Origin of the sequence: Synechococcus sp. A10-1-5-9, assembly GCF_047716785.1 — a bacterium.
Taxonomy (GTDB): Bacteria; Cyanobacteriota; Cyanobacteriia; order PCC-6307; family Cyanobiaceae; genus Synechococcus_C.
This window is the reverse complement of record NZ_CP180406.1, coordinates 2,395,906-2,418,703: the sequence shown is the minus strand read 5'-3', so window position 1 is coordinate 2,418,703 and position 22,798 is coordinate 2,395,906. Positions and strand designations below refer to the sequence as shown.

27 protein-coding genes and 1 tRNA gene are annotated in these 22,798 nt (G+C 54.3%); 11 read left to right on the top strand and 17 right to left on the bottom strand.

Annotated elements, in window-relative coordinates; genetic code table 11:
• Window positions 1-441 precede the first annotated feature (441 nt).
• Entirely contained in the window at window positions 442-2,175 is a 1,734-nt protein-coding gene (locus tag ACLM45_RS12765; protein ID WP_415409621.1) for a leucine-rich repeat protein, read from the bottom strand.
• Window positions 2,176-2,392: 217 nt separating this feature from the next.
• Window positions 2,393-2,578: a hypothetical protein gene (locus tag ACLM45_RS12760; protein WP_415409620.1), complete on the bottom strand. Its 186-nt coding sequence runs from the start codon at window positions 2,576-2,578 to the stop codon at window positions 2,393-2,395.
• A gap of 197 nt (window positions 2,579-2,775) precedes the next feature.
• Between ACLM45_RS12760 and ACLM45_RS12755 the strand changes: the two genes are divergently transcribed.
• Window positions 2,776-3,495, top strand: a complete 720-nt coding sequence (locus tag ACLM45_RS12755; RefSeq protein WP_071933714.1) for a GAF domain-containing protein — start codon at window positions 2,776-2,778, stop codon at window positions 3,493-3,495.
• A gap of 717 nt (window positions 3,496-4,212) precedes the next feature.
• Here the strand turns inward: ACLM45_RS12755 and ACLM45_RS12750 are convergent.
• The 3 genes from ACLM45_RS12750 to ACLM45_RS12740 form a co-directional block, all read right to left on the bottom strand.
• Complete coding sequence (locus ACLM45_RS12750) at window positions 4,213-4,413, bottom strand: hypothetical protein (protein ID WP_415409619.1); 201 nt, start codon at window positions 4,411-4,413, stop codon at window positions 4,213-4,215.
• A gap of 677 nt (window positions 4,414-5,090) precedes the next feature.
• Window positions 5,091-5,879, bottom strand: coding sequence for a hypothetical protein (locus ACLM45_RS12745; protein ID WP_415409618.1), 789 nt, complete (start codon window positions 5,877-5,879; stop codon window positions 5,091-5,093).
• Window positions 5,880-6,138: 259 nt separating this feature from the next.
• On the bottom strand, window positions 6,139-6,951 hold the full coding sequence (locus ACLM45_RS12740; protein WP_415409617.1) for a class I SAM-dependent methyltransferase: 813 nt from the start codon (window positions 6,949-6,951) through the stop codon (window positions 6,139-6,141).
• A 1,026-nt stretch (window positions 6,952-7,977) separates the two neighbouring features.
• Here ACLM45_RS12740 and ACLM45_RS12735 point away from each other — a divergent pair.
• Window positions 7,978-8,661 carry a LuxR C-terminal-related transcriptional regulator gene (locus ACLM45_RS12735; RefSeq protein ID WP_415409616.1) on the top strand — a complete coding sequence of 228 codons (684 nt, stop codon included), beginning with the start codon at window positions 7,978-7,980 and terminating at the stop codon, window positions 8,659-8,661.
• 158 nt (window positions 8,662-8,819) lie between these two features.
• Here the strand turns inward: ACLM45_RS12735 and ACLM45_RS12730 are convergent, their stop codons facing one another.
• The 4 genes from ACLM45_RS12730 to ACLM45_RS12715 form a co-directional block, all read right to left on the bottom strand.
• A complete protein-coding gene (locus tag ACLM45_RS12730) occupies window positions 8,820-9,023 on the bottom strand; it encodes a hypothetical protein (RefSeq protein ID WP_156783697.1) in 204 nt (67 codons plus the stop codon).
• 107 nt (window positions 9,024-9,130) lie between these two features.
• Window positions 9,131-9,277 (bottom strand): hypothetical protein, encoded by a 147-nt coding sequence (locus ACLM45_RS12725; RefSeq protein ID WP_006043407.1) that lies wholly within the window; start codon window positions 9,275-9,277, stop codon window positions 9,131-9,133.
• A gap of 141 nt (window positions 9,278-9,418) precedes the next feature.
• On the bottom strand, window positions 9,419-9,646 hold the full coding sequence (locus tag ACLM45_RS12720; RefSeq protein WP_415409615.1) for a hypothetical protein: 228 nt from the start codon (window positions 9,644-9,646) through the stop codon (window positions 9,419-9,421).
• Window positions 9,647-9,699: 53 nt separating this feature from the next.
• Window positions 9,700-9,840: a hypothetical protein gene (locus tag ACLM45_RS12715; protein ID WP_415409614.1), complete on the bottom strand. Its 141-nt coding sequence runs from the start codon at window positions 9,838-9,840 to the stop codon at window positions 9,700-9,702.
• A gap of 286 nt (window positions 9,841-10,126) precedes the next feature.
• On the opposite strand from ACLM45_RS12715, the gene ACLM45_RS12710 reads away from it, so the two are divergent.
• Window positions 10,127-10,669, top strand: coding sequence for a VOC family protein (locus tag ACLM45_RS12710; RefSeq protein ID WP_415409612.1), 543 nt, complete (start codon window positions 10,127-10,129; stop codon window positions 10,667-10,669).
• A 388-nt stretch (window positions 10,670-11,057) separates the two neighbouring features.
• On the opposite strand, the gene ACLM45_RS12705 is transcribed toward ACLM45_RS12710, so the two are convergent.
• Together ACLM45_RS12705 and ACLM45_RS12700 are read right to left on the bottom strand one after the other, a co-directional pair.
• Window positions 11,058-11,522 (bottom strand): early protein (E6), encoded by a 465-nt coding sequence (locus ACLM45_RS12705; RefSeq protein ID WP_415409610.1) that lies wholly within the window; start codon window positions 11,520-11,522, stop codon window positions 11,058-11,060.
• 14 nt (window positions 11,523-11,536) lie between these two features.
• Window positions 11,537-11,803 carry a hypothetical protein gene (locus ACLM45_RS12700; protein ID WP_415409608.1) on the bottom strand — a complete coding sequence of 89 codons (267 nt, stop codon included), beginning with the start codon at window positions 11,801-11,803 and terminating at the stop codon, window positions 11,537-11,539.
• Window positions 11,804-11,840: 37 nt separating this feature from the next.
• Between ACLM45_RS12700 and ACLM45_RS12695 the strand changes: the two genes are divergently transcribed.
• Window positions 11,841-13,088: a hypothetical protein gene (locus ACLM45_RS12695; protein ID WP_415409606.1), complete on the top strand. Its 1,248-nt coding sequence runs from the start codon at window positions 11,841-11,843 to the stop codon at window positions 13,086-13,088.
• A 12-nt stretch (window positions 13,089-13,100) separates the two neighbouring features.
• Here ACLM45_RS12695 and ACLM45_RS12690 read toward each other — a convergent pair whose 3' ends face one another.
• Together ACLM45_RS12690 and ACLM45_RS12685 are read right to left on the bottom strand one after the other, a co-directional pair.
• Window positions 13,101-13,367: a hypothetical protein gene (locus ACLM45_RS12690; RefSeq protein ID WP_006043397.1), complete on the bottom strand. Its 267-nt coding sequence runs from the start codon at window positions 13,365-13,367 to the stop codon at window positions 13,101-13,103.
• A 52-nt stretch (window positions 13,368-13,419) separates the two neighbouring features.
• The gene (locus tag ACLM45_RS12685; protein ID WP_232199009.1) at window positions 13,420-13,674 is read right to left on the bottom strand and encodes a hypothetical protein; all 255 of its coding nucleotides are present in this window, start codon (window positions 13,672-13,674) and stop codon (window positions 13,420-13,422) included.
• A 73-nt stretch (window positions 13,675-13,747) separates the two neighbouring features.
• Between ACLM45_RS12685 and ACLM45_RS12680 the strand changes: the two genes are divergently transcribed.
• Window positions 13,748-13,909 (top strand): hypothetical protein, encoded by a 162-nt coding sequence (locus ACLM45_RS12680; RefSeq protein WP_415409605.1) that lies wholly within the window; start codon window positions 13,748-13,750, stop codon window positions 13,907-13,909.
• Window positions 13,910-14,123: 214 nt separating this feature from the next.
• On the opposite strand, the gene gluQRS is transcribed toward ACLM45_RS12680, so the two are convergent.
• The 3 genes from gluQRS to ACLM45_RS12665 all read right to left on the bottom strand — a co-directional run bounded on the left by gluQRS (window position 14,124) and on the right by ACLM45_RS12665 (window position 16,184).
• Entirely contained in the window at window positions 14,124-15,020 is an 897-nt protein-coding gene (gene gluQRS, locus ACLM45_RS12675) for a tRNA glutamyl-Q(34) synthetase GluQRS (RefSeq protein WP_415409604.1), read from the bottom strand.
• Between the two features lie 54 nt (window positions 15,021-15,074).
• On the bottom strand, window positions 15,075-15,350 hold the full coding sequence (locus ACLM45_RS12670) for an HU family DNA-binding protein (RefSeq protein WP_006043393.1): 276 nt from the start codon (window positions 15,348-15,350) through the stop codon (window positions 15,075-15,077).
• Between the two features lie 159 nt (window positions 15,351-15,509).
• Entirely contained in the window at window positions 15,510-16,184 is a 675-nt protein-coding gene (locus ACLM45_RS12665; RefSeq protein WP_415409602.1) for an MBL fold metallo-hydrolase, read from the bottom strand.
• 63 nt (window positions 16,185-16,247) lie between these two features.
• Between ACLM45_RS12665 and ACLM45_RS12660 the strand changes: the two genes are divergently transcribed.
• The gene (locus tag ACLM45_RS12660; RefSeq protein ID WP_415409601.1) at window positions 16,248-18,326 is read left to right on the top strand and encodes a glycogen debranching protein; all 2,079 of its coding nucleotides are present in this window, start codon (window positions 16,248-16,250) and stop codon (window positions 18,324-18,326) included.
• Window positions 18,327-18,386: 60 nt separating this feature from the next.
• Here ACLM45_RS12660 and ACLM45_RS12655 read toward each other — a convergent pair.
• Window positions 18,387-18,457: transfer RNA gene (locus ACLM45_RS12655), tRNA-Gly, on the bottom strand.
• 94 nt (window positions 18,458-18,551) lie between these two features.
• Here ACLM45_RS12655 and ACLM45_RS12650 point away from each other — a divergent pair.
• The 5 genes from ACLM45_RS12650 (at window position 18,552) to plsY (ending at window position 22,776) form a co-directional block, all read left to right on the top strand.
• Window positions 18,552-19,910, top strand: a complete 1,359-nt coding sequence (locus ACLM45_RS12650) for an MFS transporter (protein WP_415409599.1) — start codon at window positions 18,552-18,554, stop codon at window positions 19,908-19,910.
• A complete protein-coding gene (locus ACLM45_RS12645) occupies window positions 19,907-20,680 on the top strand; it encodes an MlaE family ABC transporter permease (RefSeq protein WP_006043388.1) in 774 nt (257 codons plus the stop codon). The genes ACLM45_RS12650 and ACLM45_RS12645 overlap by 4 nt, the downstream gene beginning before the upstream one ends.
• 13 nt (window positions 20,681-20,693) lie before the next feature.
• A complete protein-coding gene (locus ACLM45_RS12640) occupies window positions 20,694-21,125 on the top strand; it encodes a DUF3119 family protein (protein ID WP_415409597.1) in 432 nt (143 codons plus the stop codon).
• Window positions 21,126-21,226: 101 nt separating this feature from the next.
• Window positions 21,227-22,165, top strand: coding sequence for a DUF3086 domain-containing protein (locus ACLM45_RS12635; RefSeq protein ID WP_415409596.1), 939 nt, complete (start codon window positions 21,227-21,229; stop codon window positions 22,163-22,165).
• Window positions 22,165-22,776: a glycerol-3-phosphate 1-O-acyltransferase PlsY gene (gene plsY, locus ACLM45_RS12630; RefSeq protein WP_415409595.1), complete on the top strand. Its 612-nt coding sequence runs from the start codon at window positions 22,165-22,167 to the stop codon at window positions 22,774-22,776. The genes ACLM45_RS12635 and plsY overlap by 1 nt, the downstream gene beginning before the upstream one ends.
• Window positions 22,777-22,798 lie beyond the last annotated feature (22 nt).

The window sequence follows — 22,798 nt, the reverse complement described above, 5'->3', positions numbered from 1 at the left end:
TAGGCCTCTATGGGGGTTTGGGACTTTCTTGAGGACAAGGATCTGAGAAGCTTTAGGGGATCCTGTATCTACATGACTTGTCAACAATTCACCTATGGAGTGGATCAGCACTGCTAAACCATGGTTGTCCGCAATCTGCGCCAGAGAAGGCTGCAGCAGGATGAACATCCTACGAAGCGCTGCAACAGTGGACTCCGACTTGGCGTCAGGAAGTGGGATGAGCTCCATCTCTCCATAGCGCTGAACCAAGGGACAGAACTCGACGAATAGGGACTCATTGATATCGAAAGAGGCAAACTGCTCGGCTTTTGCCAGGCAGCACTCCAGCCCGCAGGATCGACTCATATATTGAGTACAGGTCATGGGCTTACTCCACAACGATTCCATCTTCTGCGCGCTTGTTGGTGTGGCGATGAGCGCAGCATGTGATTTCACTAAATATCAGATGAGAAACTCACCTTCCAACTGAAGCTTGCCAGCGCCATTTTTGACAAGAGCCAGTGCGTCTAATTGCTGAACAATGAGAATATCCCGTCCGAGTACAATAAGATCAACATCCGAAGAAATTGCCCCTAAGAAGATACGATCCTTTCTATCAGTGAAGTCTTCGATGATGTCGTAACCATCGCCTGTGGTGACTTCAAAGATATCCCTACCTTCTCCACCCCAAAGTTGATCAATACCTTTATCGCCTTTTAATTTATCTTTTCCATTTCCACCAAATAATTTGTCGTCCCCGCTGCCACCAAACAACTTGTCATTACCTCCCTCTCCAGACAAGACATCACCACCTCCAAGACCAGTTAATTTATCATTACCATCTTCTCCATTGAGAATATTAGCAAACCTATTACCCTTGATTTTGTCGTTACCAGCCCCCCCATTTACATTTTCAATTGAAATCAACTGATCAATACCATCACCAGTGACCTGAAGCTCTGCATTGCGGAGGTCAACTCGATTCTTCGCCTCCGTAAATTGAGCAGTATCGTTACCTTCTCCACCATCAATAAAGTCATCTCCGAGCTTCCCGAAAACAAAGTCATTAGCAGCTCCACCAATTAGAGCATTGTCAAAATTATCACCTATCAAGCCATCGCCAAAAATCAACTCTACGCTGGGATCAAATGCATCACCAGCAACCATAGTGACGCTATCGGGGATGACAACTCTGGTTAGCTGATTATTTGCAAATGCTCTAGCACCAATTCGAGTAACGCTATCGGGGATGATAAGGCTAGACAGTTGATTATTTCTAAATGCATCGATGCCAACAGAAGTAACGCTGTTGCCAATGACAACGCTTGTCAATAGATTGTCTGAAAATGCATTGCCACCAATGGAAGTAACGCTATCGGGGATGACAACGCTAGTGAGTTGATTATTTCTAAATGCATCGAAGCCAATAGAAGTGACTCCATTTCCAATGACAGCGCTAGTCAACAGATTGCCTGAAAATGCATTGCCACCAATGGAAGTAACGCTATCGGGGATAACAATGCTAGTGAGTTGATTATTTCTAAATGCATCGAAGCCAATAGAAGTGACGCCATTTCCAATGACAGCGCTAGTCAATAGATTGCCTGAAAATGCATTGCCACCAATGGAAGTAACGCTACCGGGGATGACAACGCTAGTGAGTTGATTGTTTCTAAATGCATCGAAGCCAATAGAAGTGACTCCATTGCCAATGACAACGCTTGTCAATAGATTATCTGCAAATGCATTACCACCAATGGAAGTAACGCTACCGGGGATGACAACGCTAGTGAGTTGATTGCCTCTAAATGCATCGAAGCCAATAGAAGTGACGCCATTGCCAATGACAACGCTTGTCAATAGATTATCTGCAAATGCATTACCACCAATGGAAGTAACGCTACCGGGGATGACAACGCTAGTGAGTTGATTGTTTCTAAATGCATCGAAGCCAATAGAAGTGACTCCATTGCCAATGACAACATTAGTTAATAGATTATCTGCAAATGCATTGCCATCAATGGAAGTAACGCTATCGGGAATAACAAGACTTTGAATGCCACTTAGCAAAAAATCCTGTGAGTCTATAAAAGTAAAGCTGCTTGGACTTAACATATTTAGACTCTGCTCTTCAATTAAATCATTAGCCTCAATACTAGTGATTCTGCCATAAAGATATCGGTTTGTGTTGAGCAAAGGAAATAAGTCGCGAAACCTGAGATCAATGCGACGCAGTCTGCAAGCAATAAAGTAACCCCAGATTTCAACCGCCTTACTCCCTTAACTGAGCTAAAGATTTAAAATTTGGCTGCCCCCGCAAGCCTGCCGCCATCAGCTCCTCCCCTGACTCGCTACCCAGGTCTTGAACGCCTAAAGCATGCCAACTCTTGAAGACATCGGCGTCACCTTCCTTCTACAGGCAGGGAGCCCGAACCGCAACGGGAATCTTCATTGAGAAGGTGTGGCGCAAGCAATCAGCAGCGTTGTGAACGTGAGCCCACCGATCGTCTTCTGGGGCGAAAACAACATCCATGTGGTCTGTCACCACGCAGGCATGAATCCAGGCGAGCAAGGCAGGGTGCTTGAGAAGGTCAGCCATCAGATGCCCTTTACGAGCTTGCTGCGCCGCTCACGCTAATCACTGCCTCCAGCTGGTCATTCACCAACCCCAACTCGTCAAACTTATAAGCCAAGAAATGCACATTACCTGCTTCAGTGCCAGGCAAGATAACTTTTATGTTATTAGATTGACCATCATTCAATTAGATCTAACATTGAAAAATAAAAGGAATTGCTTTGCCTGCCGCAACGTATCCAGGAAACGAAGCACAGCGGCTAAGCGCTCTCAATGAGTACAAAATTCTTGGCACAAAACCAGAGCAGTCATATGACGACATTACCAAAATTGCTTCAAGTGTATGCTCAACCCCAATTGCTCTTCTTAGCTTAGTTGATACTGACAGACAGTGGTTCAAGTCGAAAGTAGGGGTTGACATAGAAGAGACGCCCAGAGATTGGTCTTTTTGCGCCCACGCAATTCATTCATCCGACCCACTCATTGTCCCAGATGCACTGATGGATGATCGCTTCCATGACAATCCACTTGTTTGTGGCGACCCAAAGATAAGGCTTTATGCAGGTTTTCCTCTTGAAAATAGTGAGGCATTGAGAGTGGGCACACTATGTGTCATTGATCGAGTACCCCGCCAATTAACCGATAAAGAATGTGGTGTAATGAAAGCTCTCGCAAGGCAGGTGGTTTCGTTTCTAGAGCTGCGAAAAAAATCGATCAATTTGATTGAATCTTTTTGCGCGCATACTGAAAACAATAGGATGATTTCAACATGCTCTTACTGCCGGAAGGCCAAGGATAAAGACGGAAATTGGATGCATCTTGACAAGTATCTTTCTCAAAGATCAAATTTGAATTTCACGCATGGAATCTGCGATGCATGCATTGAGCAGCATTTTCCTGAGGTTCTGGATGCCTGGCAAGCAGTAGAAGGGCGTAGTTAAAAGCCCCCTACTCTGAGCGCTAATTCAAGCGCTCCAAGTCCAAGGAGGAAAGTGCCTCCCAGCAAGGCAAACTCTTTAGGATTTTTGGCCATTGGAAGAAGGGCAGAGCCCACCAGCAACGCACCAAAGAATCTAAAGGGAATCTGTAGATCCAATATTTAGGAGAGTTACGTTATTGGTATCGTCGCACGACCTTTTTACTCAACTTCATGAAATAGGCTTAATAACCTACCTTCGCCTGCAGTCATTGCAATATAATTAAATGCTACAGATAAATCAAAAACCCTGCGGGGGTCGGACCTTTGATCATCGTGCGCAAGAAACACCTCTGTAGACGCGTTGACAGCAGCGACCGCGCTTTCCTCGAGCGATTGGTGGTTAGGGCTTCTTTGTCCACCAATCCAGTGCCTGCTGATCGCGCTCGCTTGGTGGACGCCGGGAAGTAAGCCCCCAGAGTGCTCTGAAAAGCTTCCACAAAGCCCAGGCCCCCAACGCCAGAAGGCCAACGAGCAAAAGAAACCGATGATGTCCAGGATCACGGCACCTCGCGGACAACCGACAGATCAATGATGACGCTGCAATTGCGCCAACTGATCAAGTGGGAGTTCAGAGCCTTATTGGCCCTCTCGTCGTCACAGACGGGCAACACGGCCTTATTGATCTCAATCCACAGAAAATTGTGCAGCTTGTAAATCTGCTCCGCGTAAATCGATGCGGTCAATCACTGAATGGCTTCACTGATTTTTTGGCCTGAGTCCAGGCGCGAACAGCAGCATTCAGATCCCACACCGCCTGTTTGCTGGTGGGTGATTTGCGGAGATAGTGAAGCGTATTGCCGTCTTGGGGTCTTGGCCTCGGACACCAAGCTGCGCCATCACGTTCCTCGTTGAAGCGGTGAAAGGCATTGAAGGTGGTCACATCAAAAGGACTTGGCCAACCTGCCGCTAACACTGTTTGATGCTCACGTTGCTCTGATACATCACCTTTGAGTCATCAACGTGCTGATCCAATGCCATGCCCGCTTGAAGCCGTTTCGAGCTGCAGAACAGCAACCGAAGCAGGATCCCGAAAGCCGCTGCCACTTTCTCGGGCTAGCCGGAACTCATCAGCAGCTCGAAGTCCGTTTCAGCTTGATCCAGCACCGCCGCCATCTGCTACACCATTGTCTTTGGCATTTTTCACTCAATTCCATGAGTACTCGCAGCAGTTTTGACCAAGATCTATTCCAGAGATTGAAATATCGTGACGCATGCATTGAAAGGGTTCGACCACACCAAATCCCGCTCAGTGACTCTTCCTATGATGTTGACGCATCTGTTTTCTGTCAGCATGATTGCTCCATGCCTGGTGGTAATTGGTCTCAGTCAAAAAGTCCATCGGTGGCCTCCCAACACTTCTGTATTCAAGCTATGACAAGACTGATACCTTGCTGCTGCACAAGCAACAAAACCCCGACATTACTGACGGGGTGAATGTTTATACATTAATTCTTTTCCACAATTTGTTATCAGAGAGCATGCATGCACCCGGATATTTTGCCATCGTTAGCAATTGCATCAGTAGCGACGGATTTTGCTGGGATTCTTTAGAAAGACTCAGATGATTGCGTTAATGTCCGCACTGATCATTAACTGATCTGCGCGGACTCCATCAATCACAGCAACCAGATCACCGTCCTTGTAGATCACAGAGGCTGCATTAACATCGTCAATAAGATCAAAGTAAATGGCTTCCGATTGCCAGGGATCAAGTCCTACCGAAAACATCAAGTGTTCGCGGATATCTCCCCAGGCCTCTCGATAGTTTTTGATGATCGGATCAACACCATCTGCCACTCCTTCAACCATTCTCAGAACGTCTTCACCTTGCGTGAAGTCTTCAATGAACATTAGGCCGCTCCCCGCTTGGGTGATGAAAGTATCTCTTCCATCGCCACCGGTGACCACGTCAACTCCGACACCGCCTGTGATGATGTCTTCACCGCCACCGGTCCGGATGATGTTATGGCCGCCTCTTGCATTGATTTGATCATCGCCATCCGAGGTGGTGATGATGTTGTCATCATTGGTTCCGAAAATATTGAAGTCGATTCTGTCTGCAGTACTTCCATCTAGATTCTCGAAGTTAATCAGCTTCATTTCGTCAACATGTTGATTGCCGCGAAACCTCTGGGTTTGCTTAAATTCACCTGATTGCATGTCCCAGGAGATGCTTCCATTGACATCTTGCTTTTCATCAATGACGAGGGTATCTTTTTGGTAGGGCTTGTCTTTTTCATTGATTTCACGAAAATAGTCAGCGTCATAGACACCTTTCTCTGCGCCAAATAATTGCTGAAAAAAGCTGACAAATTTTGCTTCGGTCAGCGTGTGTTCGTATGCCATGGTGATGCAGCGTGAGTGGTTTGTGTCGTTGGGATTGCTCCCTTCGATGGACACACCATCTCCGGAATGGCTGGTCCACTTGATGACCTGTGTCAAAGCTGCCTGTGATCTTGATCACTTCGAATCAGAAACATAACAATAACTGGGGTTAGAGGCTTACCCCTAGGTGCCAACCGACCAGCCTGTCTCTCATTTTTCAAGCAAAAGTTGCAACAGACTTTCGGGAATCACAACGTTTTAATATTACTTTCAAGCTAGTTTAGCTTTTTGACCAAATCGATTTAAAGTCGGCCAACGCTGATGCATTAGCTCTGAAGTAAGTGTATGCCTTTTTGAATTCAGATGCACTAACAAGAGAAAAAAATTCTGATTGGATGCCTGCATCTGGGCGTTTTGGATTTCTAAGCCAATTAGTTCTTAGTTTTGAACAATGCCTTCTTGCGATACCAATTCCGGTATCTGTATCGAAGATAGTCAAGGCAATCTCAGGATTAGAAGCTGCATAAGTAATTAGGCTTGCATACGTACATCCACACCATGCGCCAGGCTTAAACATTGGCTCAGCCATTTCAGGGGACGCTGGAGCACAGTCATGACTTAAAAGTATTCCGTCCTGAGCAAGGCAATTGAAACAAAGCTCAAAATCTTTGAGGCTTACATGGTAGTCATGGTATCCATCAATAACTATTAAATCATAAGCCAAGCCGGATTGTATTCTACTTTGCATTGCAAGCTCAAAGTGTTGACGCCTATTGAAATTGGTTTGGCTGCTGATCTTAGATGCACGCTGCCGCTGATCAAAGTAATATTCTCGATCAACATCTACAGCGTTACCGAATTCAAGTTGCTCAATCCATCCACCGGTAGAAGGCGTTCGCACAAATAATATTTTTTTAATTTTTTCTGATTTGACCAGTTGATGCGCGAGTGCAGAAATTATTTCTCCATTGTATGACGAGTATCGAAGGAATGCCCCTAGACCAGAGTCTTCAAAGAAAACATCCTTTCCTTCGACAAGATTAACACCCTGGCCTTGGCCTCTTGGAAGGTAAGTGTAATAAATATCCTGCATTTGACACGGAAACTGCTGTTGTTGAATATATACTACGCCTAACGGTAATTTGTGAAAAATGAATTTACGTTTTGCAAAGTGATTGATATCGACAATCTACTTCCCAGGGTCTTCCAATCTTCCCGCCTTCAGTCACTGGCTTTTCGATGAAGCCAGCAAGGCCGAGTCCTGGGTAAAATTTGATTGGACAAGTTTGGTCGTTGAATTGTTTGTTGATTCTTCGTTTAATGCTGGCGACCTTGGAGCACACCATCTCTCGGGCCTCGCCAGTCCGGTTGATGACCTGCGTCAAAGCTGCCGATGATCTTGGTCACTTGGGTGCAGAAACATTGCAACAACAAGGGTTAGAGGCTCACTCCTAGGTGCCAACCGACCAGCCTGTCTGCTTTGTCAGTCGTGAAGATTGGGTTGATCTAGCCAACCATCAGCTCAATGAAAGCAGGCTCTCCAAGAATCTCGATTCCTAGAGGCAGCCAAACCTTGAAGACATCAGGGGCATCTGCATGTCGAGGGGCATTGGTTTGGGGCAACTGCCAAAAGCATGACCCGCTGCAATAAAAACCCCACCATTGCTTACAGGGCTGAATGTTTTGTCGGGAGATCGATAGCGACAACACAGCGCCCCCTGCTTTTCCCTTGTCGGGTCTTGTATGGCTCTCAGCCCTCAGGCATCAGGCATCAGGCATCCCGACAGTGGCTTGAAGCTGTTTCAGCGGCAGTAAACAGCATTGCCAATTTGACGGCAGGTGACTCTCGCATCAGCAGCAGGAACGTTCATTGCCACAACTCCCATCACGATTGCCAAAGGACCTACTGCCATTGCGACGAGAGAAGCGGCTTGCTTGATGCCGGTTTTCTAGGTGTTGGCTGTGGTGTTGATGTTGGTCATTTGTTTGAAGTGGGTTGAGGAGGGCATCCCTCCTGGACCTCTTAACCATCGCTGCTTTACCCCCTCTCCCACATCACCCAAAAGTGGTGTCCTGCTGTCATTTCACTGGTCACAATGGGGGAGCCATAAGACCTGGTATGGAGTTTCCGCTGCGCTCTGCACAGATCCGATCGGCCTTGGATCAGGGCAAGTCTCTCCTCGCCGGCAAGACCGCGGTGGCTTGCATAGGCGACCTCCTGACTCTTGCCTCCTTCAGCTTGGTGCCTGTCATCAGTGACTCCTTGATAGGGGCATACACCACACAGGAAGAGGCAGCGGATGCATGTCGGAAGAGGTCCCCTGACCTTCTGTTCGTGACGGAAAACCTAGAGCAGGGCTATGGCCTCAGCCTTGCCAGACACGTCAAGGAGTTCAGCCCAGAAACCAGAACCCTGGTGTTCCTCCATCGGGAAACACAGGCAGTCGTGCGGGAAGCCCTTGATGCATTTGCTGAAGGCGTGATCTTCATCAGCTCCTTGGGGAAAGGGATCGATGGTGACTTCATCCGTTCACTATCAGCCATTGCTGAAGGCGGAAACTACTATCCACAAGACGTTCAGACTGCTGCGGGCTACGAGCGCATAGAGGTCTTGCCTGTACTGTCTGAGCGAGAGATAGAAGTACTGAAAGTGCTTTCCTGCGGGATGACCAATAAGGAAATTGCTGACACCCTCTTTGTGAGTGCAGAGACAGTGAAAACTCACGTCAGTTCCATCATCGGAAAGATGGGTGTTAAAGACAGAACACAGGCAGTCATTAAAGCCATCAAAGCTGGCATATAAGAAAAGCCCGCCTTTAAGACGGGGAGACAATGTTGTGTCGGGAGATCGATAGCGACAACCACGCCCCCTGCTTTTCCCTTGCGGGTTTTGTATGGCTTTCAGCCTGCCGAGTTCTCCCGCGACAATGGCATCAGGCCTCCCGACAGACTGGCTCTGCATCAGCGGCAGTAGGAAGCAGTCCCGATTGGACGACAGGTGACTCGCGCTTCAGCATCAGGGACATTGATTGCGGCGATTCCGACCCCAACGGCAAGAGGAGCAACGGCCAAAACAACCAAAGAGGCAGCCTGCATCAGGGCAGATGTTGTGACCGCGCTGTTGTTGATGTTGGTCATTAAGTAAAAGTGTGTTGTGGAGGTCATCCCTCCTGGACCTCTTCAGCATCGCCATTTCTGCTGCGGACCAACTCCCCCAACGAAGCCATTGATTTGCCCGATTTCAGCCGTCTGCCTCCCCCATCTGGGGGATCTCAATCATCCTGATCAGCGACCAAGGCAAGGTCAGCAAATGGATAGAGGGACTGAGCTTCTTCCCACGCAGCCTCAACCGTTTCGGCTTCGAGGCTAGTAACGGGATGGATTGCTGCTCCATCCACAATGATCACAGTGAAATTCATCGGTTATTGCCTCGGTAATTTCAACGTGGCAAAACCTGCCGAATCGCGCATCCTCCAACGCTGCAAGTCACGTCGCGGCTAATGGCAACACGTGGGTGACGAGGTCTGCGTTGACCGGAACGAGCACCTGGGCTCAAGGATTCAAACGCGAAACACCCGTTTCAAATGGGTAATGGGGTTGGTTTGGTCACCACCACGCACGTACCAACGCTCCGTACTACCGCTTCTGAGCAAGGCTCGGAAGTCTTCAGCCTCGATCAGGATGCCCAAATCCAGCGACAGACCCACAATCTGCTCTGGAGTGTTGGCTAGATAAAAACGACGCTGTAGCTCTGGGTCGTCCTCAACCTGCAAGCAGAGGTGATCCAAGGCATCCAATAGGGGTTGAGAGGTCTGATCCGTTCCAGCTCCCTAGGCAGGGGTCAACGGTACTCGGGCGACAAAACCTCCAAAGCATGGTCACCAAAATCACGAGCCTCTCTATCAAAAGCAGTGACCTTCGCCCGTTCGGCTTCCACAAGGGCAATCACAACAATCAGGGCGTACTGAGTGGTCTCAGGCATCAGCGCACAGCAACGGATTAAGTGCATGTCAATCGACGCTTCATGATTTTTACCATTCCAATGCCTGGCGCATTGCGCGACTGGGGAATGGTCACCCCAGACTTAACGACCTTGCATTGGGATGATGCGACTTTTGCCTACTGCGCACCAAGGTCTCACGACTTTTGATTTCGCTCTGACCACTTGAGTCAGAGGCTCAGGCTCAGATGCGTAAAAGAGATAAGAACAATCGGATTGCCATCATCGCCCAACAAGGTTCAAATGGCATCAACGCGAAGCACAATCTATGCCTTCTTTTCTTGCGTCGGCGCAACCTTCACATTTTGGCTTTTACGTACACGACATCGATCTCATGAAAGAATTTTACGTTGATAAGCTGGGATTTTTCATCACAGATTCCTGGGAGTTCCAAGGATCAAGAATGTTATTTTTAAGCAAAGACCCCAACGAACACCATCAACTTGTCTTGGCAACAGGCAGGAAAAATCATCTGCCAACCCAGTTCAATCAAATCTCCTTTGAAGTCTCAAGCCTTCAAGATCTACATGAAAATTTCTCAACAATTCAATCTATTGCCCCTAACGACGACCTCATAGCCATGAACCATGGCGGGAGCTGGTCTGTCTATTTCACTGATCCAGAAAATAATCCGATTGAATTTTTCGCCTACACACAAACCTATGCGCCACCGATTGCAACAGTTCCGATGGATATGAAACAATCCTTCCAACAATTAATGGAAGAAACAGAAGCTCTGATCCGCCAGTTCCCCGAATCGATCCAGTGGAATCAATGGCGAGAGCGCTTTAGAAAGAACATGGCAGATTAATCCTCTTCTGCGAGTAGAAAGGAGTTCACTTCTATACATTCAAATGATTCATTCATAATTCCAGATGCTTCGTCGCGCCAATATCCGAGTGCCCCAGAGTCGACTGAATCAACGTGGGATCATGATCGACAAAGCCAGCTCAAATGGCAAAAGCTGGGAGCGCTGAGTTCGAGCATGCAGCAATGGCTGAAGCACCGCCCCACCGTCAAGCGCTGCATACCAAAGGCCATATTCCCTTCAATTGGCCGAGAAGGCATCAACAAGACCAATACAATCCTAAATCGTCAACCTAGGCAATTAGGTTTCTTCTCACCCACAATTCGAATGGATTGACTGGAAGGATGCAAACAACAGAGACACTCATGACCAATGATTCTGAACTTTGAGATCAGGCCGAAGGTTTTTGCCCTGCACAAGCCAGACATCCCCCGTTAATCCTGTACGGTGCCAGATGGTTTCGCAGGCAACGGGTTCCGCGGAAAAACAGCACCTGCCCGAGTTCCCTTGCATGAGCATCCGTTAATGGCAAGCGAAGCCAGCTATCGGGCACCTGACCCTGCAGCTGACGTCGGTTGCACTGCGCCTCTTCGCGGCGGCGCACTTCGTCACGATCATTTTTGATCGTGACGGACTCGATCTGCAGCTCCCTTGAACACTGCAGGCACGCACTCACCACGGGTTTCTTTCGGCTGGTGTTATGGGAGAGCTTGTCTCCTGGAACCTCCCGCTCACGGCCGCAGTCACATCGACACCACCAAAACGCGTTGCCGCTTTTGGTACGCCGCTCGGAAATCCGCACGACCGTGAGCTTGCCGTACACCTCCCCAACACGATTTTTAGGTTTTGATGGCATGGAATCGGTCGTAATTAGATCAAGGCATCAACACTCGAAGCCACGGAGAGCAACGGTGTCTCAAACACCAGCCCGTTTTGTCCCCACTGGCGCCAAAAATCCGTCAAAAACATTTCCCTCATCGGTGGCACGGCCACAAACCCAACGCCCAGGGCGACAAGCAAAACAATCAGGACATTGCGCTCATGGAAGCTGGTGGCATTTGGATCCTGGGCCATGCGCAAGAAACGAATCCAACCCATGCTGATCGAATCGTCGCCAAGAGTCCAGACAATCAGCATCTGGCTCTGCTAAGTCGGTAACAACGGCAAGACCACAATGGGCATTGATCTGCTGAAACAGAGCCCCCAGGGGGACAAACGCAACTCAGAGTTCTTTGAGGAGTACCGCCTGAAAATCTATGAACGTCGCCTGAGGCTGGGACTCGATCAGCTGCTCGGCAACATTAGGGCACTGATTGTGCATGTGGAAACGGCGGACGGCTTGCCTTACCTCAGTGAGTTGGCCGTGATGACGCCCTATCGACTGATCGGCAGTTACATCAGCGCCACGCATCGGATCTTTGTTCTCGGCTCCAAGCCAACCTTCCCTCGTCTGATCGTGATGGAGCCATTGGCTGCGTCCTATGAGGACGAGATCAAGCAACTCAACATGATGTATCCGCTGGCACGGCGTAAACCCAATGCCCGTTATGTGGGTGAAGTGTTCCACACCAGCGATCTGCAATGCACCCAGGAGCTGCTGGAAAGCTGCAACATCCGCTTCAACGATCCAGGCGAATCCACCAACAGTTTGTATGCACTGGAAGCATTGCATTTCAGCGTGCCTTCCGATTTCACCCACAACCGTGTCGGCTACAGCCAGAGGCCATTCGAGGATCCTGATGAGTGGGAGCTGGGACAACCCTTTCAACTCACAGGTCCAGAGCAGAAACGTCTCAAAGAGCAGGAGGAACTGGGCGATGCGCTGGGGATCAGTCACCTGATCGAGGGCGTGGATCACATGGCCACCCGCGTGTTGGCAGGAGAGCGTGAAGACGCCATTCTCGAATTCCTGACCCTCTCGAACTACTACTTCTGGGGCGCTTACAACATTGAAGAGATGAACTCCTCAACCAATGTCACCCGGCACCCAGCAGTGAAAGATGACAAGTGCTCACCAGCCAAAGTGTTCACGGCCAACAACACACCATCCTTTGTGAATTCATTCGAAAACCTGCCAATGCCCACAGAAGACTTTGTTCGCAACTTTGGCCGCCGCATGCATCACATTGCCTATGAAGTGACCGATGGTGACCACAACAATGAACAAAAAAATGTCGACTTCGTGGTTGAACAATTACGCACCCACGGCATTTCGTTTCTAGCCAAGGTGATTGGAGAGTGTGGAGATCAGCCGGATCTCAAGCAGATCTTCTCAAAACACTCTGAGTATTCAGTTCTGATCACTGAGTATGTGGAGCGGTGCCATGGTTTTGAGGGATTCTTCACACGCAAAAATGTCGCGAGCCTCACTGAGGCTGCCGGCCGGGATGAGCGCTATCACCATGGACATGTTTTTGACTAATTTCAATCACCATCAGGTCTGATTGCCACCCAACATGTCGTCATAACCCTCGTAGGGATTGTATTCAGCCCAGCCAGGACTGGCTTGATCAAGCAATCCATACTCACCATCAATCATGTTGGCCCTGGTATTTCCGTAGGGCACGGTGTTGCAGGTGATTCCTCCCCCCGCAGCAGGCTGGCAATCGTCGAAGCGAATTTGGGCGTTAGCAGGATTTGCCAACTGGATCAAAACTGCCCAGAGGGCCGTCGTGGAGATGGACCTCACAATCGCCTTCATGACTGTTATCAGCAGGACGCTCAGTCTGCCGGCACTGGCATCGAAATGCCGATCAAAGGCCCTGACAGACGCGATCACTGGCCTGCAGGGTCTCTAGGGCCTGTTCGCCTCGCCCCTCAGAGAGCTGCACCATCACCACCTCCGCCTGAAGACCGAGCAACTGGGTCTGACAGGGGTAGCGCTCACTGTTGGCAGCCCGGCGCTGCAAGCGCTCGGTGAGATCCAGGGCACGGGCACAACGACTGGCAACCCCTGTTGTGAAGCAGGCGATGAGATCAGGCTTAATGCCATCAAGCGCACTGGCCATGGCAGGGATCAACAGGAGTTGACTCCCAAATGCCAGCCCAATCAAGCCTTTCATCCACCGGTCGGAAGCAGAGATGTTCATTCTCCTGAGAGAATGCCTCAGATTCATCGATGAACTGATGTACACCGACTGGACTGCTGTCGCCCTGCTGCTCTTCACCAGCGTTCCCCTGCTGGCCGTGGTGGCCACGGCAACCTTCTTTATCTGGCAGCAACGGAAGAAGCAACTGCGTTGATGGCCGATGGAGAGGATGATTCAGGTTGGGACTGAGTCAATGAATTTTCGGTCTCCACAACCCCATGACCAAGGCAAACAAGGCAGGTGCGGAATTGCTGATCATTGACGCGTTGAATTCCGCTTCCTCCGCAATTGGAGCAGATAGCCATAAGCACGAATGAATGTTGAGATCAGTGTGGGGGCAACAGCCCCCGCCGATCCCGAAGCTTTTCTTAAGAACCAGCGACCTGCTGGAGCAGACCCCAAAAAACGCGTGGCCGCATCCGCAGGCTCTCGAGCAGGTCAACCGCTGACACACAAGTTCCTGAGGGGACCAAATCCAGGGATGCGGCCAGATGACCCACCAGCTGTTCCGGTTCCCAGCCAAGGGCTCTCAGGGGAGCTGTACCACTGGCCTGGTCTCGCTTGGACAGTTTCAACCCGCCATCCGTCAGGAGCAGGGGCACATGGTGGTAAGCGGGCGATGGCTGACCCAGCACTGCGGCCACAGCCTGATGCGCCGAACAGGCAGAGACCAGATCGTCTCCGCGCACCACATCCGTAATGCCAAGGGTAAGTTCATCCACCACCGTGGCCAGGTGATAAGCCACAAAACCATCCGCACGGCGCACCACCGGATCACCGCAGGATGACGCGAAGGAGTCAGGCACCATGAGCCTCCAGGATGGAAGGCGTCCACCTTCAATCCTCCAACCGAGCGCGCGATGACGGCAGGTGCCTGGATAGATATCAATCCCCGCTAATTGCTTGCGGGTGCAGCGGCAGGCATACAGCAGACCCTCCCTGCGCATAGCCGACAGAAAGGAGCTGTAAATCCCCAGACGTTGGCTCTGAAAGATCACATCACCATCCCAGTGGAGGCCAAGCCACCGGAGGTCATCGAGGGCGGAATCCGTCGCTCCTGGGCGGACACGCGGCGGATCAAGGTCATCAATTCTTAGTAACCACTGCCCTCGTTTCAGGCGAACCTGCAACCAGGACAACAGCGCTGTGCGCAGATTTCCAAGATGCAAAGGACCTGAAGGAGTGGGAGCGAAACGCCCACAAACCCTTTGTCTCCGGAGCCGCTGGCCCTGATTCAACAGGGCCTCAAGGTGATCCGGAGACATCACAACCAGTCAGTAGTCCCGCAGGACCACGTCATGCCATCAGGTAGGACCTGATCAGCCCTGAACGCGGTCTTTGAACATCTTGCCGGCGGTGAAAGCAGGAACTCGCTTCGCGGGAATCTTGATCTTTTCGCCGGTCTTGGGATTCAGGCCCTGACGTGCGGAGCGCTCACGAGGCTCAAAGGAACCGAAACCAAGGATCGACACTTTTTTGCCTTCCACGACGGAGTCGATGATCGTTTCAATCGCTGCATCAACAACCAGGGATACATCGGTTTTGGTGAGCTCTGTCCGGGCAGCAACAAGGTTGACGAGATCGGCTTTGTTCATGAGGTAGGAGGAGAGGAAAGTTGCGGAAGCAATTGGATCGATGATGCGGAGATCGACATCCGCACGGCTTCCCTGAGCGCGCTAATCGTATGGAGGTCCGAGCGGCGCGGCAACCGAAAAACACCGCGCCGCAATGCTTCCCCTGAAAATTCCAACAATTCAGGTTTGAGGTTCTGTACCCGATGCAACGGGAACCCAGCTGCTGAACGGAGCCAGACGCCCCCCGCGCAGGGCCCCGAGCCCAGCCCCAGACGCCAGTGCTGGAGAAGCTTCTGAAGGAAGCCACTCGCGAAGACAGCGCAGGCTGCGCTGCTGCCTGGGCCAATGGAAAGTGCGTCTGTGCTGCAGCGGGGCTAGGCAGTCGACGGCAACAGGCACCAGCAAGCGTCCGCAGAAGAGCACATTCACCGGGGGTGGTGCATACACAACGGCATGGCCCGGAGTCGGCCCCGGAGTCCAGAGCAGGTGCAGCCCCGACGCGGTGGACATGGTGTCTCCGAAGGTTGTGAGGTTCTGAACCCCAGGCAGGAGGTAGGCCTCCTGCTCCTGAACAAGCACCGGCCAACCGAGGCGTTCCTGCAGACGGCGCAGGCGGCCATGTCCTTCTCGGCTGGTCAGCAGGATGCGGGCTTGACGGCCTTCTGCAAGGTCTTGCAAAGCCGTGAGCGTGGCCTCGGTGAGTGGGGGGCAGTCGATCAGCACTGGCTCAGGAGCCACGTCCAGCCACCAGGAGGAGCCACCCAGGCAGTCGCGATTGGGAGGGAACAACCAGAGATCAGGCCGGATGCGCTGCGGTGGGCGACCAGGTTCAAGGGCGGACGTCAACACAGTCACGGTGCTTCCCCGGAGTTACCACTACTTTGAAACCAGTGCGTCCTGCGGCCGGCGGGCGGTTCCGTGAGCGCAATCCTGAGAGGCAGACCTTGGCCACTGGGCAGCACCATCACCCCCCGGGGGGTGAACTTTTCGGTGGCAGCTCCCCAGGCCAACCGAGTGGAGTTGCTGATCTTCAGCAGTGGAGACGCCCCAAGCCCTGATCGGATCATCGATCTTGATGTACACACCCATCGATCGGGCGACTACTGGCATGCGGAGGTAGAAGGCCTGACGGCCGGCTGCCTTTACGGCTACCGGGTGTTCGGACCACTCGCACCGGGAGGTCACGGCTTCCGGCCGGCCAAAGTTCTTCTGGATCCCTGCGCCCGGGGGATCGATGGTTGGTCGGTTTACCAGCGAGAGATGGCGACTGGAGCCTCGCCGAACACGGACTGCTGCTTAAAGGGTGTGGTGTGCGAACGCGATGCGTTCGACTTCGATGCCCACCCGAGGCCACGCCACGACTGGCAGCAGACGGTGATCTACGAGATGCACGTGGGTGGCTTCACCCGCCGCAGCGACAGCGGAGTCGCGCCGGAACGACGCGGCACCCTTCTGGGCGTGATCGACAAGATTCCTTATCTCAAGGACCTTGGTGTGACCACGATCGAGTTACTGCCAGTGCAGGCATTCGATCCGGACGATGCTCCTCCTGGACGCGATAACGCTTGGGGTTACAGCCCCCTGAGCTGGTTCACTCCGCATCAGGGCTACATCTGCGGGGGCGACCCTCTTGAGGCCCGCAAGCAGATGCGGGAGCTGGTCGCCGCCTGCCACGACGCCGGCCTCGAGGTTCTCCTGGATGTGGTTTACAACCACACCACCGAAGGCAACCGCAATGGCCCCACCTTGAGCTGGCGGGGTTTGGGCGATCAGTTCTATTACCACCAAACCAGCAAAGGCGATTATCTCGATGTCAGCGGCTGCGGCAACTCGATCGCGGCCCATCAGCCCCTCACCCGCGCCCTGATTCTGGAGTCGCTCCGTTGCTGGGCTATCGAACTGGGGGTGGATGGCTTCCGTTTCGACTTAGGAATCGAGCTGAGCCGGGGGGAAGGACTCAAACCCCTCGAACAGCCACCACTGCTGGAAGCGATGGAGGCCGACCCCCTCCTCAGCGATCTGAAGATGGTGAGTGAGCCGTGGGACTGCGGCGGGCTGTACCGGCTCAACGACTTTCCGGCCCAGCGCATCGGCACCTGGAACGGGCGGTTCCGCGACGCCCTGCGCGGCTTCTGGAAAGGAGACGAAGACAGCACCTGGGCCATGGGGCAGCGACTGCGTGGCAGCCCGGACCTTTATGAGGGCAAGCCAGTGAACCTGGGTCGTTCGGTGAATCTGCTGACCGCTCACGACGGGTTCACCCTGATGGATCTGGTGAGCTTCAACGGCAAACACAACCTCGCGAACGGCGAGGACAACCGCGATGGCGAAAACCACAACATCAGTTGGAACCACGGTGTGGAAGGACCGACCACCGACCATGCGGTGACGGCTCTGCGCCGCCGCCAGCAGCGCAACATGCTCAGCACCCTGCTGTTGGCCCGCGGTGTGCCGATGCTCTTAATGGGGGATGAAGTGGGTCGCAGCCAGGGAGGCAACAACAACACCTGGTGTCAGGACACTCCGCTGAGCTGGATGATCTGGTCAGATGATCACTGCGACATGGAGTTGCTCACCTATGTGAAGCGACTGCTCGTCGTACGCCGTCAACTCGCTGATCTGTTCAACCCCCTAGTGGGCCACAGCGAAAAGCCGCAGCGGTTCAGCAGCGACACTGATGGCTACTGGCGTCAGTGGCATGGCGTGGAACTTGGCAAGCCCGACTGGGCCAGCTGGTCGCACTGCTTGGCGCTGAGTGTGCACAAGGGCAACCAGGGAGCGGTGCTTTGGGCAGGGCTCAACGCCTACTTCAAGGCGATGCACTTCGACCTGCCTGAGGCCACCACACCGTGGCATCGCCTGATCGATACGGCGCTGCCCCCAGGGCAGGACCTACCGGCCCATCCAGAACCCTGGACACCACCAGGAGTACCGCTGGAGGCCAGGAGCCTTGTGGTGATGGTGGCCGGAGAGTATGCAAACAGCCTCAGGCTCTGATCAAAGAGAAGCAAGACCTCTGGTAAACAGCGATGCTGTGCATTCAATGAGGTGTTTCAAAGCGGGCGGCGGGAATCGAACCCGCATCATCAGCTTGGAAGGCTGAGGTTTTACCACTAAACTACGCCCGCATTAATACATCCGAACTGGCCGCCCGAAGTGGATGGTGTTCCTGGATGCATGCTCAACCATTATGACGGTCCGCCTGCCCCCTCCCCTGGCTTGATGAACAAGACCACCGTTCCCGGAGGATCCCGACAACGCCTGATGCTCGCCTACGGCATGGGAGATGCGGGCACCGGACTGGCCGCAACTCAGCTCGGCTTCTATCTCTTCCCATTCTTCACCTGCGCGGCAGGGCTACCTGCGTTCATTGCCGGCTCGCTGCTCACGGTGATCAAGGTGTGGGATGCGATCAACGATCCCTTGATCGGCTGGATGAGCGACCACACCCAAAGCCGCTGGGGACCACGCATCCCCTGGATGCTGGGAGCGGCGTTGCCCCTGGGAATCAGCTTGGCCGCGATGTGGTGGGTTCCGGAGGGGGACTTGACCCAGCGCACGCTCTACTACGTGGTGATGGCGATTCTGCTGATGAGCGCCTACACCAGCGTGAATCTGCCCTATGCGGCCCTCTCCACCGAACTCACCCCCGACACCGCTATCCGCACTCGCCTGAATGCCGCGCGCTTCACGGGGTCGATCCTGGCCGGACTGAGCGGCTTGATTGTGGCCTCGCTGGTGCTGAGCGATGGCGCCGAGGGCTACCTGCGCATGGGCCGGATCACCGGCACCATCGCCGCCGTTGCCACCCTGGCCTGCTGCTGGGGTCTGGCTCCCTTTGCCAAGCGGGCCCAACGACCCAGCAACCAGAGCGAACCACCCCTGGAGCAATTCAAGAGGATCCGTTCCAACCCCCGCTTCTTGATGGTTCTGGGGCTGTATCTGTTGCTTTGGTTTGGCCTGCAGTTGATGCAGGTAGTGGCCTTGATCTGGCTGGTGCAGGTGGTGCACGTGCCCCCGAATCTGTCCACCTGGATCCTGCTGCCGTTTCAGCTAAGCGCCCTGGCGGGCCTACAGATCTGGAGCCTGCTGTCGAACCGCAAAGGCCGTTTGATAGCGCTGCGCTGGGGCGGAAGTCTCTGGATCCTGGCCTGTCTGCTGTCGATGGCGTTCCCACCGCTGCAGCACGGCGGAAGCGGTGCTGAACTGATTCCCCTGATCGGCCTGATCATGCTGGTGGGGCTTGGAGCCTCCACCGCCTACCTGATTCCCTGGTCGCTTCTGCCGGACGCGATCGATGCCGATCCAACCCACCCCGCAGGCCTCTACACCGCCTGGATGGTGTTCGGCCAGAAGCTGATTATCGGCGTGAGCATGAGCGTGTTCGGCGTCTTGCTGTCTCTCACTGGCTACATCTCCAGCGAGGCCTGCAGTGGGGCCATGGATTTCATCGAACAGCCGGCCATGGCATTGCTGGCCATTCGCATGAGCATGGGCCTGATTCCCGCCATCCTTGTGATGTTCGGCCTCTTGGTGATGCGAAGCTGGCCCGACCGCGGCGCTCACCTGCAACGTGCATGACCTTCCCCCCGCTCCGGCTTCGTTTTAAATCCCCCCGCTGGTTGAACAGGCTTGGGAGCAGCCTGATCATCGGCGGGCAGGCAGTGACCGCCACCGTCCGGGGTCGAATTAATACCGTCGACCTTCTGGATCAATTACAGGAGGCAGGACCGGGAAGCTTCCTGATCGTGATCATCACCTCCCTGGCAGCGGGCACGGTGTTCAACATCCAGGTGACCAAGGAGCTGAGCAGCATGGGCGCCAGTGCCACGGTTGGCGGCGTGCTGGCGGTGGGACTGGCACGTGAGATCGCGCCGCTCCTCACCGCCACCCTGCTCACGGGCAAGGTAGCTACGGCCTATGCCGCCCAGCTCGGCACCATGAAGGTGACCGAGCAGATCGATGCGATCACGATGCTGCGCACCGACCCGGTGGAGTATCTGGTGGTACCGCGTTTGATCGCCATGGTGGTCATGGCACCGGTGCAGTGCCTTCTGTTCTTCGGTGTGGCCATCTGGAGCGCCCAGTGGAGCAGCACCGAGCTGTACATGATTCCGCCGCAGGTGTTCTGGTCGTCGGTGCGCAGCTGGCTGATGCCCGATGACATCCCGTTCATGCTGATCAAGGCTCTGGTGTTCGGCCTACAGATCGCCGTCCTCTCCTGCGGCTGGGGCATGACCACAGCGGGCGGCCCGAAGGAGGTGGGCACCAGCACCACCGGAGCCGTGGTGATGATTCTGGTGACTGTGGCTCTGATGGATACCGTGCTCACCCAACTTCTCTTCGGCTGAGGCTCCACATCCCATGAGCGACACTCCCCCAGCGCCAGCGACCACCGGCAAAGATCCGGTGAGCATCTCTCCGAGTCCGCGGCTGCCTCTGCTGATCGTCATGCTCAGCGCCACGCTGCTGCCCCTGCCACTTCGCCCGTGGCCCACCCTGGTGGTCGGGCTGTTTGGCCTGTTTTTGCTTGTGCAGACCTACAGCCTGCGACTGGAGTTCACGGCCGACACGCTGATGGTGTGGCGGGGACAAAACGAACTGCGTCGCTTTCCCTACACGGAGTGGCAGAGCTGGCGCTTGTTTGCAGCCTGGTTGCCGGGGCTGCTGTACTTCCGCGAAGTGAACAGCATCCACTTTCTACCAATCCTGTTTAACCCAGCGGAGCTACGCGAGCAGCTGGTGCAGCGGGTGGGGGCCCTGGAAACACCGAAGCCCCGAGAGACAGCTGATTAAACACGCTCACGTTACGCAAAAGAAACCAAACCAACACGAGGACGTGCCTACCGTGCCAGATAGGCGTCGATCAGCTGGAATAGTGAAAGGACAAGTGCGCCATGCCTGACGACACCGATCTGACGCCACAAGACCCGGCCACCCAGGAGCTAGACCCTCAACCCCAGGGCCACGATCCCCTGATCCAACTGGCCCTCACCGAACTCCATGAGCGACGCGACGCTCTGCAACAGGAGATCGAGGCCCTAACGCAACGCAAACAGCAGCTGGAAACGGAGATGGCCGCCAGCTTCGCCGGGCAATCCGATGCGATAGCCCGACGCGTGAAGGGCTTCCAGGACTACCTGGGCGGCGCCCTCCAGGGCTTAGCCCAGTCGGTGGAAACACTCGACCTAGTGGTCCAGCCGGTTGTGGTGCAGCCCTCTCCTCTGGACGCGCAGGCCGCAGCCGATGCCGCCGATCAGGGGGCCAAAGCAGGCGCAGCACCGGCACTGGCCGACACCTTCCGCCCCGACGAGGAGCTGATCCGCGCCAACCTCAAAGGCTTCCTGGAGCAGCCCGACTTCTACGCCGACCCCTGGAAACTGCGCCGCAGCCTGGACGCAGCTGACACCGCCGTGCTCGAGGACTGGTTCTTCAATCAGGGAGGACGCGGGGCTCAGCCCAGCCGCGGCAGCCGGCCCCGCAACGTGCTGCTGGCGGCCGCGCTGATCGCGGTGATCGGTGAGCTTTACGGCGATCAATTCCAGACCCTGGTGCTGGCAGGCCAACCCGAACGGCTCGGCGACTGGCGACGGGGCCTGCAGGATGCCCTGGGCCTGAGCCGAGAGGATTTCGGACCCAACAGCGGCATCGTGCTCTTTGAACGAGGCGACGCCCTGGTGGAGCGGGCCGACCGTCTGGAGGAACGGGGCGAGGTGCCGTTGATCCTGATCGATGCCTCAGAACAGGTGGTGGACATTCCCGTGCTTCAGTTCCCGCTCTGGCTGGCCTTTGCTGCCGGACCAGGCGAAACCGACACCATCGACGACCTGCTGTGATGGGCTTCCTCTCTTTGCTGCTGGGCTATCTGCTCGGTTCCATCCCCAGCGGATTCCTGGCGGGACGCTGGTGCAAGGGCATCGACCTGCGCACGATCGGCTCGGGGTCCACCGGCGCCACCAACGTGCTGCGCAATGTGGGCAAGGGTCCAGCCTTCGTTGTTTTTCTAGTGGATGTGGGCAAGGGAGCGGCGGCTGTGCTGCTGGCCCGGGCCCTCAGCGAAGGCCTGGTGGGGATGGAGCTGATGCGCAATTGGCTGGAGGTGCTGGCTGGTCTGGCGGCCCTGGCCGGTCACATCTGGCCGGTGTGGCTGGGCTTCAAGGGCGGCAAAGCAGTGGCCACCGGCTTCGGGATGTTTCTGGGCCTGGCCTGGCCGGTGGGCCTGGCCTGCTTCGGGGTGTTCATGGCCGTATTTAGCCTGAGCCGGATCGTGTCGCTGGCCAGCGTGATCGCCGCCTTCAGCCTGCCCCTGCTGATGGTGCTCTCCACAGGCAGCCCCCCTTACATCCTGGTGGCGGTGGTGGCGATGGTGCTGGTGCTCTGGCGCCACCGCAGCAACCTGCAGCGCCTGATCGACGGCAGCGAACCAAAGGTGGGACAGAAGCCTTGAGCGCCGCTGTTAGGGGACCTCA

What these genes read in the sequence shown, in the direction of transcription:
- ACLM45_RS12760 (WP_415409620.1), bottom strand. Translation starts at nt 2,578, where the DNA reads ATGGCTGACCTTCTCAAGCACCCTGCCTTGCTCGCCTGGATTCATGCC.
- ACLM45_RS12745 (WP_415409618.1), bottom strand. Translation starts at nt 5,879, where the DNA reads ATGGCATACGAACACACGCTGACCGAAGCAAAATTTGTCAGCTTTTTT.
- ACLM45_RS12740 (WP_415409617.1), bottom strand. Translation starts at nt 6,951, where the DNA reads ATGCAGGATATTTATTACACTTACCTTCCAAGAGGCCAAGGCCAGGGT.
- ACLM45_RS12735 (WP_415409616.1), top strand. Translation starts at nt 7,978, where the DNA reads ATGGAGTTTCCGCTGCGCTCTGCACAGATCCGATCGGCCTTGGATCAG.
- ACLM45_RS12730 (WP_156783697.1), bottom strand. Translation starts at nt 9,023, where the DNA reads ATGACCTCCACAACACACTTTTACTTAATGACCAACATCAACAACAGC.
- ACLM45_RS12725 (WP_006043407.1), bottom strand. Translation starts at nt 9,277, where the DNA reads ATGAATTTCACTGTGATCATTGTGGATGGAGCAGCAATCCATCCCGTT.
- ACLM45_RS12715 (WP_415409614.1), bottom strand. Translation starts at nt 9,840, where the DNA reads ATGCCTGAGACCACTCAGTACGCCCTGATTGTTGTGATTGCCCTTGTG.
- ACLM45_RS12710 (WP_415409612.1), top strand. Translation starts at nt 10,127, where the DNA reads ATGCCTTCTTTTCTTGCGTCGGCGCAACCTTCACATTTTGGCTTTTAC.
- ACLM45_RS12705 (WP_415409610.1), bottom strand. Translation starts at nt 11,522, where the DNA reads ATGCCATCAAAACCTAAAAATCGTGTTGGGGAGGTGTACGGCAAGCTC.
- ACLM45_RS12700 (WP_415409608.1), bottom strand. Translation starts at nt 11,803, where the DNA reads ATGCTGATTGTCTGGACTCTTGGCGACGATTCGATCAGCATGGGTTGG.
- ACLM45_RS12695 (WP_415409606.1), top strand. Translation starts at nt 11,841, where the DNA reads ATGGGCATTGATCTGCTGAAACAGAGCCCCCAGGGGGACAAACGCAAC.
- ACLM45_RS12690 (WP_006043397.1), bottom strand. Translation starts at nt 13,367, where the DNA reads ATGAAGGCGATTGTGAGGTCCATCTCCACGACGGCCCTCTGGGCAGTT.
- ACLM45_RS12685 (WP_232199009.1), bottom strand. Translation starts at nt 13,674, where the DNA reads ATGGCCAGTGCGCTTGATGGCATTAAGCCTGATCTCATCGCCTGCTTC.
- ACLM45_RS12680 (WP_415409605.1), top strand. Translation starts at nt 13,748, where the DNA reads ATGTTCATTCTCCTGAGAGAATGCCTCAGATTCATCGATGAACTGATG.
- gluQRS (WP_415409604.1), bottom strand. Translation starts at nt 15,020, where the DNA reads ATGTCTCCGGATCACCTTGAGGCCCTGTTGAATCAGGGCCAGCGGCTC.
- ACLM45_RS12670 (WP_006043393.1), bottom strand. Translation starts at nt 15,350, where the DNA reads ATGAACAAAGCCGATCTCGTCAACCTTGTTGCTGCCCGGACAGAGCTC.
- ACLM45_RS12650 (WP_415409599.1), top strand. Translation starts at nt 18,552, where the DNA reads ATGAACAAGACCACCGTTCCCGGAGGATCCCGACAACGCCTGATGCTC.
- ACLM45_RS12645 (WP_006043388.1), top strand. Translation starts at nt 19,907, where the DNA reads ATGACCTTCCCCCCGCTCCGGCTTCGTTTTAAATCCCCCCGCTGGTTG.
- ACLM45_RS12640 (WP_415409597.1), top strand. Translation starts at nt 20,694, where the DNA reads ATGAGCGACACTCCCCCAGCGCCAGCGACCACCGGCAAAGATCCGGTG.
- ACLM45_RS12635 (WP_415409596.1), top strand. Translation starts at nt 21,227, where the DNA reads ATGCCTGACGACACCGATCTGACGCCACAAGACCCGGCCACCCAGGAG.
- plsY (WP_415409595.1), top strand. Translation starts at nt 22,165, where the DNA reads ATGGGCTTCCTCTCTTTGCTGCTGGGCTATCTGCTCGGTTCCATCCCC.